The sequence below is a fragment of the Actinomadura rugatobispora genome (assembly GCF_042656285.1).
In the GTDB taxonomy this organism is placed as follows: Bacteria; Actinomycetota; Actinomycetes; order Streptosporangiales; family Streptosporangiaceae; genus Spirillospora; species Spirillospora rugatobispora.
Map to the genome: position 1 here is coordinate 51176 of NZ_JBHSON010000066.1, position 13698 is coordinate 64873.

Here is a 13698-nt window from a genome sequence, read left to right on the forward strand (position 1 = left end):
TTGGACGGGATCGCGGGCGGTGACGTCGTCGTCGTGATACCTGGCATACTCGGCTCCGTTCTGCGGCGGGGGAACAGAACCGCCTGGGGGTATCGGCAGATCTTCACGAACGTGCATCGGCTGGCGGATCGGATCTCGGCGGACCTCGCCCCCGGCGGAGACCTTTTCGAGCAGATCGAGACGGCTGATGACGACGGAATCGAGCCGGTCGGGGTCATGCGCACTCTCGGCATCATCCCCGGCTTTTTCGCCATCCAGGGTTATGACGCGCTGGTGGCCGGTCTGCGCAGATGGTTCGCCGCCGATCCGGGTGCGGTGCATGAATTTCCTTACGACTGGCGGCGGTCCAACGAATACACCGCACGCCGGCTGCGATCCTTCGTGGAGTCGACGCTCCGTGAGCGCCGCTCTCGCGCACCCGGGGCGAAGGCGGTCCTGGTGGCCCATTCGATGGGCGGCTTGGTCGCCCGCTACTACGCTGAATGCCTCGACGACGAGAGACTCGTGCGCAGAGTGGTGACGATCGGTACCCCTTACCAGGGCTCGGTCAAGGCGCTGGGACTCCTGGCCAACGGATTCGTCCGCGTTGGGCCGGCGAAGCTGCGTCTCGGCGAGCTGGCCCGATCGTTCCCGTCCGTGGCGGAACTGCTGCCCACCTATCCCTGCGTCGGGCCTTCCGCGGACGAGCTGCGCCGGTTCGGTGCACTGCCCGGGATACCGGACAGTGCGTTGCGGCGGAGCAGGGACTTCCATCAGCGGATCAACGACGCGATCAGCGAGAACGGCGCCGGCCGGCCCCGCTACCACGCGGTGCTGAGCGGCCGGAACCGCACCGATCTGTGGGCCTACCCTGATGACGGGGGCGAACTCTCGCTCCGCCGCTCCGAGGGATTCCACAACGGCGGAGACGGGACGGTGCCGCGGTGCTCCGCCGCGCCTCCCGAATGGCCGGACGACTCCGGCGCGATCTTCGTTGCGGGGCGGCACAGCGGGCTGCAGCAGGAGGACGGGACCCTGCGGCAGATCCGCGGCATCCTCAGCGCCCACCCCCGGATTCCGCAGGCCGCGGGCGATGAACTGGCCATGGACGCGGAGATGTTCGTCGAACCGGGGGCTTTGTGGGAGCTTCGGTGCCGCTCGGTCGAAGGAGCCGAGAATCTCGTTCTGGCCGTGCGGATCACGGGACCGGCGGGCCCGGATTCCGGAACGACCGTGACGCCGCTGGTGTCACGCGGCGGCGGCGCATACTCCGCCCGCGTGCCGATCGAAAGGCCGGGCGTGTATTACTGGAACGTCCATGCCGAATTGACCGGAGCATCACCGGTCGAACCGGTGTCCGATGTTCTCCTCTGCGCCGCCGCGGATACTGCTATCCTTTGACAGGTTTTACCGACTCGAGTGGAGTAGCGCATGGCTGAAGATCCGCGCCCGCTGGATGTCCGCAAGTCCGACGCTCTTCGTCATCTGACGGATGACAAGGATCTCTGGATATCGTCCGGCGATATTTCCGGCATTCCCACTCTGGTGCCACTGTCGTTCTACTGGGAAGGTGCGCGCCTTTTCGTCGCCACGGTCGAGAGCAACCCCACCGCACGCAACATCGTGGCCTCGGGCCGGGCGACGGTCGGCCTCGGCCACACCAGGGACGTGGTGCTCATCGAGGCGGAGGCGAGGCCGCTCGACCCGGACGAGCTCCCGGCCGAGGCGGGCGACGCCTACGCGGCCAAATGCGGCTGGGATCCGCGCACGTCGAAGGGGTACCGCTTCTTCGAACTGGTGCCGGTGCGCATCCAGTCCTGGCGCGAACTGAACGAGCACGCCGACCGCGACCTCATGCTCGAGGGAAGGTGGCTCGTCTAACCCGCCCTCGGTGGGGCGCCGGTGGTGCGCCACGCGTCGTGAAGCACGCTCAGCGAGCACGACGGTGCCGCAGTCCTCGGGGGTCACGGGGCCGCGGCCGGGTAGGCGCACCGGAAACCGACCTCGTTGTGCCGGTCGGTCAGCAGGTCCTTTCCACGGAACGACGTGGCCAGGCAGTCCGGCGGCGAGGTCCACGTGCCACCGCGCAGGACGTGGAAGGCGTCCTTGCGGTTCATGAACTCGACCGGTTTCCGGCCCTTGAAGAAGGGGTCCATCTCCTTTCGGGTGAAGAAATTCGTCCGGGTCATCTCCCAGACGTTTCCGGACATCTGTATGGCGCCGAAGGGACTCGCGCCCGCCGGCAGCGCGTCGACGGGCAGGACCGGCTCGCCGGGATGGGTGCCGGTCACACTGGTGAGAAGCCGTTCGAGTTCGTCGATGTCCCGAATGGGACGGCCGAACGAGCGCTCCGCGTCGTTCACCCGCTCGGGGTCGAAAATGCCGCCCCAGGGATATCTGCGGCCGTCCGTGCCGCGAGCGGCCTTCTCCCACTGCTCTTCGGTCGGCAGGAAGCCTCCGGACCAGTTGGCGAACGCCCAGGCGTCATACCAGTCGATGCCGACCACGGGAAGTTCCGGACGGTTGAAACGCGGGTCGTGCCAATGGGAGGGGCGGTGGTCTCGCTCCGGTGACTGGTCCGGATGATCGAATGATCTGTCGTCCCCGATGTCTTCCAGGAAAAGCCGGTATCGCTCGTTGCTCACCACGCACCGGTCCATGCGAAAGGCGGGGAGTTCGACCACGCGGGCCGGCCCGTCGTCCCCATCGAGGCCGAAGGAGTTTGGCAGGGGTTCGGCCACTCCCATGGTGAATGGTCCCTCGGGAACCAGGACGACGTCGTCAGCGCGTATCGGCCGTGTCTTGTGAGCATCGCGCAGGGGAGAGAAGTACGCGTCCTCGACCTTTCGGAGCGCCTCGGGGTCGCGTGATCCGAATATGGAGAGAAGTGCTCTCCTGGTGAAGGCGGCACCGCAGCCGACCGGCTTGCCGGCGAAGTCGTGCCTGGTGAAGACGCTCGGCCATCCCGAGATCCGGATGAGGTCCGGCACGGCGGATCTGATGGCGTACCGCTCCACCAGCGTGATCCCGGTGAACGCGACCTGGTCGACCGGGTCGTGGACGGCTGCGACGATCGCGCTCGCGGCGCCGGGGGCGGGCAGGTGACGCTCCGCGAGCAGCCGTGCCCCGGCGGCGCGAACCGGCCATTCCGGATGCTCTCTGACGACCTGCACCAGGACTTCGAGGTCCGCGTCGGCGAGTGATCGCACGCATGCGTCGACGTCGGCCCAGAAGGCAGCGTCAGAAGAATGGTCGAATGGCTTCCGGATGTTCACGATTCCGGGTGGTCACCATTTGCTGATGGACGGTTCCCGCTCGCGGTTCTCCAGTAGCCTCATCATCTCGGTTACCTCGACCGCGTCGCGGGAGTCGGGAGTGAACGTCTGAGTCTCGGCTTCTTCGGTACGTGAGTACTCTGGCACCGGGGCCTCGCTCTCCACCTGGACCTTGACCGTGGAATCAACTCGCATCATATGTTTCGGGCAAGCATGACGTCAACAATTCACGTCTGCGGCGCCATGCGGTGGAATACCGGGGGCGTGTCAGCGGGTGGCGTTGATGACGTGGACAAAGATCCGGAAGAGAAGGCTGGCTATGCCGAGGAGAAGACCGGCGACCACGCCGGCGCGCAGGCCGACCGAGTCCGGAATCGCTCCGGCGAGCACCAGGGCGCACACAGAGAGATCGGCGAGGATGGCGGTCACGACCATCAGGGCGTACACCCGCACCCTCTGCAACGTCCAGAACCGGGCGGCGCGCGGGCGGCTCGCCAGCTCGTCGAAATACTTCGACTCCCATACGAGGGCCAGCAGCACCACAGGAAGCACCTGGGCCATGGTCCCATAGAAATCCCGCATGGCTACCTCCGCCACCATTGTCCACTTCGGGCCAGGTGATCCGGCCGTCCGAACCCGGATGAGGTGATTCCGGATGTCGGGGCCCGGGTTTCCACCTTCTATCAACCGGGGCGACTCGTATATGTGTCGAGTGACACGTTGATGATTGATCAGCCCGCTCCGGAACGTGGGCGAGACGCCCTTCGCGGGACCGGGGAGTCCTACCGGGACGCCCGCAACGGGCCGCCCCTTTCGGGGCGGCCCGTTGGTGAGTGCGGGTCGGGTCAGCGGACGGGCTCGTAGGGGACGGTGCCGTCGATGTCGATGACGTCGCCGAAGGGCTCCAGGAGGCCCTTGGCGCGGTTGAAGCGCTGCAGCCGCATGCCCTCGATGAGGTTGGTGTCCTGCGGGGTGATGGTCATCTTGACGCCGGGGAGGGTGAACGAAGGGCCGGTGTAGGTGAGGTTGCGGGTCGCCTCCATGACCGACGGCCGGTCCATCTTGGCCGCGTGGCGGACGACCCACTCGAACATGCGGCCCTGCCACCAGCCCTGCGAGGCCGTGGTGGGGTCGATCTTCGCGGTGGCCGGGGTCGAGCGGAACCACTTGAGGAAGAGCTGGTACTCCTCGCCCTTCTGATTGGCGGGGTTGGCGAGGTCGAGGCTGGGGCTGCCGATGATCAGGCCGTCCCCGGCGCCCGGCTGGAGCTTGGCCAGCAGCGCGCTGCCGACCTGGGCGGCCTGGATGATCTGGGGCTTCCAGCCCGAGGAGGCGACGTGGTTGATCGACTGCAGGGCGCTGAGGCCGATGGCGACGTTGAAGAAGACGTCGGCCTTGGTCGCGGCGAGCGTGGTGATCTGGTTGTTGACGTCGGGGTCGGTGGACTCGAACGTCACCTTCTTGACGATCTTGATGTTGGAGCCCTTGATGCCCTGCTCGAAGCCCTGCAGGTAGGCGCGGCCGAGGTCGTCGTCCTGCTCCAGGACCGCGACGGTGGCGTCCGGTTTCGTCTGCTTGAGGTACTGGCCCAGGATGCGGGCCTCGACGGAGTAGCTGATCGAGCCGGCGACCTGCCACGGGTAGCGGGGGTTGGCCAGTTCGGGCGCGCCGGTCGTGGCGAACAGCGACGGCACGCACTCCTTGGCGATGACCGGCCGCGCCGCCAGGTTGCCCGCGGTGCCGAACTGGCCGATCAGGGCGAAGACCTTGTCGTCGCCGATCAGCTGCTCGACGTTGGCCTTGGCCTTGGTGGCGGTGTACGCGTCGTCCTTGGCGATCAGCTCGACCTTGCGGGCCTTGCCGTCGGGGCCCTTGATCCCGCCCTGGGCGTTGGCGTAGCGGAAGTAGGCCTGCATGCCGTACAGCTGCGCGCCGACCGCGACGAGCGGCCCGGACAGCGGCTGGCTGACGCCCAGTTTGAGGGTCGTGTCGGTGACGCCGGTCGTGGCGTTGTCCGGGCAGTTCTTCGCGAGCGCGCTGCCGCCGGACCCGGCGTCGGCGGTGTCGCTCACCGCTCCCCCGCACGCGGTCGACAGCAGGCCGGCGAGCCCGAGGACGAGCAGGGCTCTGGGGTGGACGGTCATGGGGTGCTCCTAAGGCGTGCGGGTGGAGGAGACCAGGGGAGTGCCCCCGTCGCCGGCGGTGGGTGGGGCGGGCGGCGGCTCCGGCGGGCGGGTCAGCCGGGACGTCAGGGAGGAGAGCGCCCCCGCGGCGCCCCCGGGCAGGAAGTAGGTGACGAGGATGAGGACGAGGCCGTACACCGCGGGGGTGAGCAGCGGGTCGAGGCCCGTCCCGGCGGTCAGGTCGGGGACGTAGTACAGGAACGCGGCGCCCAGGATCGGGCCGGCGAGCGTCCCCGAGCCGCCGACGGCCATGCCGAGCAGCAGGTTGATCGACACCAGCACGGAGAAGTCGCCGGGGCTGACGAACTGGTTGCTGACGGTGAACATCCAGCCGGCCAGGCCGGCCATGCCCGCGCTCGCCGCGAACACCGCGATCTTGGTGAACGGCACGTTGACGCCCGCGGTGTGCGCGGCCAGCGGCTGGTCGCGGATCGCGACGACCGCGCGGCCGAGGCGGCTGGCGCGGACGTTGCGCACCAGCCAGAAGGCGCCCGCGGCGAGGGCGAGCAGCACCCAGTACCGCCAGGCCACGTCGGAGATCCCCAGCGCCGCGGGCGCCGCCAGGCCGGCGTCGACCGTCAGGCCCTGCGTCCCACCGGTCTGCTCGGTGAACCGGATGGGGATCTGCGGGAACACCATCGCCAGGCCCAGGGTGACCAGTGCGAGGTTCATGCCCTTGATCCGCAGTGCCGGGATGCCGGCCAGCGCGCCGACCGCGGCGGCCACCAGCACCGACACCGGGAGCGCCGCCCAGTACGACCAGCCGGAGTTCTGGACGGCCAGGGCGGTCACGTAGGCGGCCATGCCCATGAAGGCGCTGTGCCCGATGGACGCCTGCCCGTTGAAGCCGGTCAGGACGTTCAGGCTCATGACCGCGACGGCCAGGTAGAGCACCCGCTGGAGTCCCGTCACCTGGGACACGCCGACGAAGAAGGGCGCGAAGACCAGGACGGCGCCCAGCAGCCCCCAGGCCGCCCGCACGGCTTTGCTGTTCATCAGAGGACCTCCGAGGAAACCCCGGCCTTGAGGCCGGGGCGGAATCGGACCCCTGCGAAGCAGGGCAGGGAAAGGAGATCCGCCCGCTGGGGGCGAATGCCGGTTGACCAGGCACTATCCAGCATGTTTTCGCACCTGTGTTCGAGCGTGCACGCTACGCTCGCCCCGTGCCGCGCTACCGCCTGGACCCCACCAGAGAGCAGGAGCAAGCCCTGCTCTCCCATTGCGCGCACGCCCGTTACATGTGGAACCTGGCCGTCGAACAGCACGGCTTCTGGTCCCGTCGGCGGGGCGGGGCACCCGGCTACAACGAGCAGTCGCGCCAGCTGACCGAGGCCCGTGCCGAGTTCGGGTGGTTGCGGGCGGGGTCGCAGACCGTGCAGCAGCAGGCGTTGCGTGATTTCGCGCAGGCGATGAGCAACTTCTTCGCCGGTACCCACAAGCGGCCGACGTGGCGCAGGCAGGGTGTGCATGAGGGGCTCCGGCAGGTCGGCGTCAGACCGCATCAGGTCGTGCGGTTGTCGCGTAAGTGGGGTGCGGCGCTGGTGCCCAAGTGCGGGTGGGTGAGGTTCCGTCTGTCGCGGCCGGTGCCGGAGGGTGTGAGGTCCTATCGGGTGACCCGTGATCGGGCCGGGCGCTGGCATGTGGCGTTCGCGCACGTCCCCGCCCCGGTTCCCGGCCCCGGCGACGGGAGCGTGGTCGGGGTGGATCGGGGCGTGGCCGTCAGCGCCGCCCTGTCCACCGGGGATCTGCTGCGCGTCCCCGGCCTTACACCCGGGGAGGCGCGGCGCCTGCGGCGTCTGGCGCGCAGGCTGGGGCGTGCCCGGCGCGGCTCCAGCCGCCGGGCCAGGCTCAAGGCCGCGTTCGCCCGGCTGAGGGCCCGCGAGAGCGACCGCCGCAAGAACTGGGTGGAGCAGACCACCACGATGCTGGCCCGCCAGTTCGAGGTGATCGGTGTCGAGGACCTCAACGTTCGGGGCATGACCCGCTCGGCCAAGGGCACCCTCGAGCGGCCGGGACGCAACGTCGCTCAGAAGGCGGGACTGAACCGGGGCATCCTCGCGGGCGGTTGGGGGATGCTGGTGGAGCGGCTGGAGCACAAGGCGTTCGGCCGCGTGTACAGGATCGATCCTGCGGGCACCTCGCAGCGCTGCTCGGCGTGCAGGATCAGGGACCGGGAGGCGCGTGAGAGCCAAGCGCGTTTCCGGTGCCGGTCCTGCGGCTTCGCCTGCAACGCCGATGTGAACGCAGCACGCAACATCGCCTACGAGACCGAACTCAGGCTCGTGGGCACGGCGGCCGGACCGGCCGTCGCTGCGCGGGGACGCCCCGGGTTGCCGGGGCGGACGAACCGCGAACCTCAATCTGTTCTCCTCTCCTGAGGCCACGGGTTGGAATCCCCCTCGTCACGAGGGGGAGGAGGTCAAACGCGCTCCACCGAAACCCTTCCGAACAGGCCCTGCGGCCGCACGATCAGGACCGCGAGGATGAGGACGAAGGCCGTGGTGAGCTGGAGTTGCGTGCCGATGAACGAGACGTAGCCGCTGGCCAGGGCCTGCACGACGCCGACCAGGACGCCGCCGACCAGGGCGCCGGGCGCGCTGTCGAACCCGCCGACGACGGCCGCGGCGAACCCGTAGAGCAGCAGCGTCTGCATCATGGCGGGGCTGACGAAGATCGCCGGGGCGACCAGCGCGCCGGCCAGGGCGCCGATCGCGGCCGACAGGCCCCAGCCGACCATCAGCATCCGGCTGACGTCGACGCCGAGCAGCCGGCTGGACTCGGGGTTCATCGCCGCGCCGCGCATCGCCAGGCCGAGCCGGGTGCGGTTGAACAGCTCGCGCAGCAGCGCGGCCATGAGCAGCAGCACGACGATCATGCCGATCTCCCGGATGGAGATCGCGACCCCGCCGATCCGCAGCGTCCCGTCCGGGAAGGGGGAGGCCAGGCGCTGCGTGTCGGCGGTGAAGATATAGGCGGCCAGCGAGTTCAGCGCCAGGAAGAGCCCGAGTGTCACGATCATCTGGCGTAGGTGGTCGGCCGATTCGAACGGCCGGACCACCACCCGTTCGAGCGCGGCGCCGAAGAAGAACCCGAACACCACGCCGCCGGCGATCCCGGCGACGATCGGCAGGCCCAGCCCGGAGCCGGGGTCGGCGAGCTTCCAGGTGACGAACGTGCAGAACATCGCCATCTCGCCCTGGGCGAAGTTGACCAGGCCGGTGGCGCGGTAGATGAGGACCAGGGCGAGGGCGACCGAGCCGTAGAGCATGCCGTTGCCGACGCCGTCGATGAGACGCTGCAGGAAGACCGACACGATCACACCCCCAGGTAGGCGCGGCGGACGGAGTCGTCGCCGGACAGCTCCGCGCCGGTGCCCGACAGGACGATGCGGCCGGACTCCAGGACGTGGCCGCGCCGGGCGACGTTCAGCGCGACCGCCGCGTTCTGCTCGACGATGAGCATCGCGGTGCCGAGTTCGGTGTTGATGCGACCGAGTTCGGCGAACAGCTCGGTGGTGATCTGCGGGGCCAGGCCCATGGACGGCTCGTCCAGGAGCAGCAGCCGGGGCCGTGCCATGAGGGCGCGCGCGACGGTGAGCATCTGCTGCTCCCCGCCGCTCAGCCGTCCGGCGGCCTGCCCGCGCAGGGGCGCCAGCTGGGGGAACATGGCGAACGCCGTGTCGAGCGCGCCGGCGACCTCGCGGGCGGGACGGCGCAGGCCGCCGAGCCGCAGGTTCTCCTCCACGGTGAGGTCGGCGAACGTGCCGCGCCCCTCGGGGGCGTGCCCGAGCCCGAGCCGGGCGCGGGCGTCGGCGCGCAGGCCCGCGAGGTCGGTGCCGTCCAGGACGACGCGGCCGCGCGCCTGCAGCAGTCCGCTCAGGGCGCGCAGCGTGGTGGTCTTGCCCGCGCCGTTCGCGCCGAGGATGACGACGATCTCGCCCGCCCCCACGGTGAAGGAGAGCTCGCGCAGCACGGTCAGCGGCCCGTAGCCGGCGGTGAGGCCGTCGACCTCCAGCAGCGGGCTCACGCGGCGGCGCCCAGGTAGGCCGCGATCACCTCGGGGTCGCGGGTGACCTCCTCGGGGGTTCCTTCGCAGATCCGCCGGCCGAGGTTGAGGACGACGACCTTCTGCGAGATCGACATGACCATGCCCATGTGGTGCTCCACCAGCACGATCGACAGCCCGAGGTCGGCGCCGATCCCGGCGATCAGCTCGCCCAGCTCGGCCACCTCGCCGTGCGGGAGGCCGGCCGCGGGCTCGTCCAGGAGCAGCAGCCGGGGGCGGGCCATCAGCGCCCGCGCCAGCTCGGTCCGCTTGAGGGTGCCGTACGGCAGCCCGGCGGCGGGCCGGTCGGCCAGCGCGGCCAGGCCGAGCCGGTCGAGCACCTCGTGGGCCTGGCGGCGCAGGGACCGCTCGGCGCGGCGGTGGCGCGGCAGGTGCAGCGCGCACGCCCAGGCCCCGGCCCGCTCGTTCAGGTGGCCGCCGAGCAGGACGTTCTCCAGCACGGTCAGGCGCGGGAACAGGGCCAGGTTCTGGAAGGTGCGGGCCACCCCGGCGGCCGCCACCGCGTGCGCGGGGAGCGGCAGCAGGTCCCGGTCGCCGAACAGGACCCGGCCGCCGGAGGCCCGGTAGAGGCCGGTGACGCAGTTGAAGACGCTGGACTTGCCGGCCCCGTTGGGGCCGACCAGGGCGCACAGTTGGCCCTCCTCGACCTCGAACGAGAGCCGGTCCAGGGCGCGCACGCCCCCGAACCTGAGCTCCAGGTCCTCGACGATCAGTTTCGGCATCGGCCCGCCCCGGTCTGGAGGGTTCGGGCGTGCGGGCGGCCGGGCGCGGGGCGGGGTGGGCGCAGAACGGTCACGGGCATGGGGGTACTCCTTCACGTCCCGGGCGAGGGCAGCGGCAACGGGAGCGGTCCAGGTGGAACTGAAAGCAGATTCTGAAACGATGTTTCTGTGATGTCAAGCACACTGAGCGGCCGTCCGTTCCTGGCCGCGAGGATCTGATGCCATCGGCGATGGGGTCTGACATCCCATGTCAGCGTCGATATCTCCGGGCTCGGCTCCGATCCGGGCCGGATGCCCACCGGGAGGCTTCCTGTGCGTTTGACAGAACGACGTTCGATTTTCTTGGCCCCGGAGGGCGGGTGGGGTCCCGGCGATCGCTCCGCTGAACTGGGCCGCCCCCGCCGCGGCGACGGCGCCGCCACCGGATCGAGGTGGACGGAAGTGAAATCCCGTTGTCGTAGAATCGCGCGGGTGAGCCAAGACTTCTTCCGCGCGCCGATCACCTCCATGACCCCGAACCAGCGCGCCCGCCGTGAGCGGCTCACCGGCGCGGTCATCGCGATCGTCTCCGAGACCGGGCCGGAGAACCTGCAGATGCGCGAGGTGGCCGAGCGCTCCGGGGTCGCCCTCGGCACCGCCTACCGCTACTTCGCCTCCAAGGAGCATCTGCTCGCGGCGGCGTGGGCGGACTGGCACGGGCGGCTGACCGAGAAGGTCATGGCCGACCTGGCCCGCCCCGACCGCCGGCAGATCACCGAGCGGGTGCTGGACTTCGCGCTGCGGCAGATGCGGGCCTTCCAGCACAATCCGAACTTCGCGCGGCTCGCGGTCCAGGTCGAGGCGTCCTCCGATCCCTACGCCAGCGAGACCCTGGTCCAGATCGGCGAGGAGAACCAGCGGGTGATGGAGGCCCTGATGTCGGGGCTGCCTCCCGAGATCGCCCGCCCGGCCCGCATCGCGATCTCGTCCACCCTGGGCGCCGGGCTGATCAGCTGGTCGACCGGCCGGGCCACCATCATGGACACCCTGCGCAACCTGGAGGACGTCGTCCGCCTGGTCCTGCGCGAGACCGGCTGACCGTCGCCGGGCCGCCGGGCCGCGCTTCCATCGCCCTGACCTTGGAACAAGGTTCTACGGGATCGTGCCGGAAGATCGGTGCCCGTCGGGCTCGGTTCGAGCACTACATCGGGCCGGCTGGCAGGTAGAGGCACCCCCGCTCTTGCCGCGAGAGAAACCATATTCTATTTTTGACTCAGCCCGGCGTCCGCGTCCGCGGCCGCGTCGCCGGTTCCCCCGTTCCCGATGGAGGGCGACCCCATGGCACACGAACTCCCGTTCCGCTTCTTCGACTGCGACAACCACTACTACGAGGCGGTCGACGCGTTCACCCGGCACATCGAGCCGGAGTTCCGCAAGCGGACCATGCAGTGGGTCGAGATGAACGGCAGGACCCGGCTCCTGGTGGCCGAGAAGGTCAACAAGTTCATCCCGAAGCCGACCTTCGACCCGGTCGCGGCGCCCGGCGTCATGGACGAGTACTTCCGCGGCCGCAACCCCAAGTCGGCCGACCCCAGCAAGCTGATGGGCGAGCTGGAGCCGATCCGCGCCGAGTACCGCGACCGGGACGCCCGCCTGGCGGTGATGGACGGCCAGGGCATGGACGCCTGCATCATGCTCCCCACCCTCGGCGTCGGCATGGAGGTCGCGCTCGCCCACGACATCCCGGCCCTGGCCGCGGCCTTCCGGGCGTTCAACCGGTGGCTGGAGGAGGACTGGGGCTTCGCCTACCGGAACCGGATCTTCGCCGCCCCCTACATCACGCTCGCCGACCCGGCCAACGCCGTCCGCGAACTGGAGTGGGCGCTGGAGCACGACGCGCGCTTCGTCGTGATGATCCCCGGCCCGGTCGTCACCGAGTCCGGCATGAAGGCGCCCGGCGACCCGATGTTCGACGCGTTCTGGAAGCTGGCCGGTGACTCCGGCATCACCGTGCTCTACCACGGCGGCGAGACCCACTACACCAAGTTCCTCCAGGAGTGGGGCGAGAAGAGCTTCACCGAGGCGTTCCGCGCGAACGCCTTCCGCATGATCAGCTCCCCGGACCCCATGCAGGACACGCTCGCCAGCCACCTGTCCCTCGGCCTGTTCCACCGCTTCCCCAACCTGCGGATCGCCTCCATCGAGGTCGGGTCCGCCTGGGTCTTCCACCTGTTCGAGAAGCTCTCCAAGGCCTACGGCCAGGTCCCGCACCTCTTCCCCGAGGACCCTCGCGAGACGTTCAGGCGGCACGTGTGGGTCTCCCCCTTCTACGAGGACGAGCTGAGCAGCCTCCTGCGCCTGGTCGGCGTCGAGCGCATCCTCATGGGCTCGGACTGGCCCCACGTCGAGGGCCTCGCGGACCCCGCGTCCTACATCAAGGACCTGGAGAACTTCGACTACACGCCGGAGGAGTGCGAGACCGTCATGCGCACCAACGGCTGGGAACTGGCGACCCGCCGTCCCGCCTGAACGCGGCACGAGGGGGCGGGAACGGCGAGCCGTTCCCGCCCCTTCCGCCGCCCCGACACGAAGGAGCCCGCCGTGCGGCTCGGCAAGCTCAGCCTGATCAACCTGCTCATGGAGGAGGGCGAGGAGGACACCGCCGTCCTCATCGCCCGATCCGCCCTTCCGGACGAGCTCGACCTGGAACGCGACGCCGCGGCCCTGCGGGCCCTCGGGCTCGACGCCGACGAACTGCTCGCCCTGCTGCCGGCGGTCGGCGGCGAGGCGGGCCACGGCCCCAGGCGGCTCAGCGCCGAGGACGGGGCCGCGCTCGACCGCGCCATCTCCGAACGCTGGGCCGGCCTGGTGGCGAACTGGACCGCTCCACGCTGAGCGGCTGGAGCAGGCTGCGGGTCAGGGTCGGGACTCGGGGCCGGTGTCCCGGCGGGTCCAGCGGGCCGGGGCGCCTTCGGCGCGGACGCGGCCCGCGGCCTTCAGATGGCGCAGGAAGGTGTCGGTCTCACCGGCCGCCAGGGCCTGCGCGGCCATCGAGATGCCGGGCCCCGGGCGGCCGGCCGCCAGCACGCCGGCGATCTCCCAGGCGGTCAGGCCGCCGGCGTCCGGTCCGGGCACGGCCGCCAGGATCCGCTCCCCGCTTGCCGTGGTAGTGGTCCCAGACGTCCTGGTGGAGGGCGTGCGCGTCGGTGACCACGGGCCCGTGGCCGGGCAGGACGACGTCCGCCCGCACCGACCAGGTGAACCAGCGCAGCTCGGCGGGGTACGAACCGTTCGCCTGTGAGGTCGGTTGAGTGAACATGCGGGTGATCAAGTGATCCGGCTTGACGGTGTGTGTTGGTCTATGTACTTTGAGTAGCGCGATCTGGGACGCCGGGTTCGATGTCAGCGTGCGGGGCCCCCTTTCCACCGGAGTGATGGTCTGGGGCCTCCCCGTCGCCTCTGGTCGAGCCCACTTGGCCAGGTCGCGTAGGGAAC

The 13698-nt window shown here is 70.0% G+C and carries 14 protein-coding genes; 6 read left to right on the top strand and 8 right to left on the bottom strand.

Annotated features, from left to right (window positions below; genetic code table 11):
* Both ACFPZN_RS37090 and ACFPZN_RS37095 read left to right on the top strand, forming a co-directional pair.
* Positions 1–1380: a lipase family alpha/beta hydrolase gene (locus ACFPZN_RS37090; protein ID WP_378287161.1), complete on the top strand. Its 1380-nt coding sequence runs from the start codon at positions 1–3 to the stop codon at positions 1378–1380.
* Positions 1381–1410: 30 nt separating this feature from the next.
* Positions 1411–1860 carry a pyridoxamine 5'-phosphate oxidase family protein gene (locus tag ACFPZN_RS37095; protein WP_378287162.1) on the top strand — a complete coding sequence of 150 codons (450 nt, stop codon included), beginning with the start codon at positions 1411–1413 and terminating at the stop codon, positions 1858–1860.
* Between the two features lie 83 nt (positions 1861–1943).
* Here the strand turns inward: ACFPZN_RS37095 and ACFPZN_RS37100 are convergent, their stop codons facing one another.
* The 4 genes from ACFPZN_RS37100 to ACFPZN_RS37115 all read right to left on the bottom strand — a co-directional run bounded on the left by ACFPZN_RS37100 (position 1944) and on the right by ACFPZN_RS37115 (position 6433).
* Positions 1944–2969: a formylglycine-generating enzyme family protein gene (locus tag ACFPZN_RS37100; protein ID WP_378287163.1), complete on the bottom strand. Its 1026-nt coding sequence runs from the start codon at positions 2967–2969 to the stop codon at positions 1944–1946.
* A 552-nt stretch (positions 2970–3521) separates the two neighbouring features.
* Entirely contained in the window at positions 3522–3836 is a 315-nt protein-coding gene (locus tag ACFPZN_RS37105; RefSeq protein WP_378287164.1) for a hypothetical protein, read from the bottom strand.
* 263 nt (positions 3837–4099) lie between these two features.
* Entirely contained in the window at positions 4100–5398 is a 1299-nt protein-coding gene (locus ACFPZN_RS37110) for an ABC transporter substrate-binding protein (RefSeq protein WP_378287165.1), read from the bottom strand.
* A gap of 9 nt (positions 5399–5407) precedes the next feature.
* On the bottom strand, positions 5408–6433 hold the full coding sequence (locus tag ACFPZN_RS37115; RefSeq protein WP_378287166.1) for a branched-chain amino acid ABC transporter permease: 1026 nt from the start codon (positions 6431–6433) through the stop codon (positions 5408–5410).
* A gap of 167 nt (positions 6434–6600) precedes the next feature.
* Here ACFPZN_RS37115 and ACFPZN_RS37120 point away from each other — a divergent pair, with 167 nt between their 5' ends.
* Positions 6601–7815, top strand: coding sequence for an RNA-guided endonuclease InsQ/TnpB family protein (locus tag ACFPZN_RS37120; protein WP_378287167.1), 1215 nt, complete (start codon positions 6601–6603; stop codon positions 7813–7815).
* Between the two features lie 41 nt (positions 7816–7856).
* Here ACFPZN_RS37120 and ACFPZN_RS37125 read toward each other — a convergent pair whose 3' ends face one another.
* The 3 genes from ACFPZN_RS37125 to ACFPZN_RS37135 are packed head-to-tail and all read right to left on the bottom strand — an operon-like array spanning position 7857 to position 10224.
* Complete coding sequence (locus tag ACFPZN_RS37125; RefSeq protein WP_378287168.1) at positions 7857–8750, bottom strand: branched-chain amino acid ABC transporter permease; 894 nt, start codon at positions 8748–8750, stop codon at positions 7857–7859.
* 2 nt (positions 8751–8752) lie between these two features.
* On the bottom strand, positions 8753–9463 hold the full coding sequence (locus ACFPZN_RS37130) for an ABC transporter ATP-binding protein (RefSeq protein ID WP_378287169.1): 711 nt from the start codon (positions 9461–9463) through the stop codon (positions 8753–8755).
* The gene (locus ACFPZN_RS37135) at positions 9460–10224 is read right to left on the bottom strand and encodes an ABC transporter ATP-binding protein (RefSeq protein WP_378287170.1); all 765 of its coding nucleotides are present in this window, start codon (positions 10222–10224) and stop codon (positions 9460–9462) included. The genes ACFPZN_RS37130 and ACFPZN_RS37135 overlap by 4 nt, the downstream gene beginning before the upstream one ends.
* Before the next feature lie 471 nt (positions 10225–10695).
* Between ACFPZN_RS37135 and ACFPZN_RS37140 the strand changes: the two genes are divergently transcribed.
* From ACFPZN_RS37140 to ACFPZN_RS37150, 3 genes are all read left to right on the top strand, one after another.
* On the top strand, positions 10696–11301 hold the full coding sequence (locus tag ACFPZN_RS37140; protein WP_378287171.1) for a TetR family transcriptional regulator: 606 nt from the start codon (positions 10696–10698) through the stop codon (positions 11299–11301).
* A 240-nt stretch (positions 11302–11541) separates the two neighbouring features.
* The gene (locus ACFPZN_RS37145; protein ID WP_378287172.1) at positions 11542–12732 is read left to right on the top strand and encodes an amidohydrolase family protein; all 1191 of its coding nucleotides are present in this window, start codon (positions 11542–11544) and stop codon (positions 12730–12732) included.
* Positions 12733–12804: 72 nt separating this feature from the next.
* Positions 12805–13098, top strand: coding sequence for a hypothetical protein (locus ACFPZN_RS37150; protein ID WP_378287173.1), 294 nt, complete (start codon positions 12805–12807; stop codon positions 13096–13098).
* Positions 13099–13119: 21 nt separating this feature from the next.
* On the opposite strand, the gene ACFPZN_RS37155 is transcribed toward ACFPZN_RS37150, so the two are convergent.
* Complete coding sequence (locus ACFPZN_RS37155) at positions 13120–13338, bottom strand: hypothetical protein (RefSeq protein ID WP_378287174.1); 219 nt, start codon at positions 13336–13338, stop codon at positions 13120–13122.
* Between the last annotated feature and the right edge of the window lie 360 nt (positions 13339–13698).

Excerpts from the sequence above, each read along its gene's own strand:
- ACFPZN_RS37135 (WP_378287170.1), bottom strand. The coding sequence starts at position 10,224 with ATGCCGAAACTGATCGTCGAGGACCTGGAGCTCAGGTTCGGGGGCGTG.
- ACFPZN_RS37110 (WP_378287165.1), bottom strand. The coding sequence starts at position 5,398 with ATGACCGTCCACCCCAGAGCCCTGCTCGTCCTCGGGCTCGCCGGCCTG.
- ACFPZN_RS37095 (WP_378287162.1), top strand. The coding sequence starts at position 1,411 with ATGGCTGAAGATCCGCGCCCGCTGGATGTCCGCAAGTCCGACGCTCTT.
- ACFPZN_RS37105 (WP_378287164.1), bottom strand. The coding sequence starts at position 3,836 with ATGCGGGATTTCTATGGGACCATGGCCCAGGTGCTTCCTGTGGTGCTG.
- ACFPZN_RS37115 (WP_378287166.1), bottom strand. The coding sequence starts at position 6,433 with ATGAACAGCAAAGCCGTGCGGGCGGCCTGGGGGCTGCTGGGCGCCGTC.
- ACFPZN_RS37145 (WP_378287172.1), top strand. The coding sequence starts at position 11,542 with ATGGCACACGAACTCCCGTTCCGCTTCTTCGACTGCGACAACCACTAC.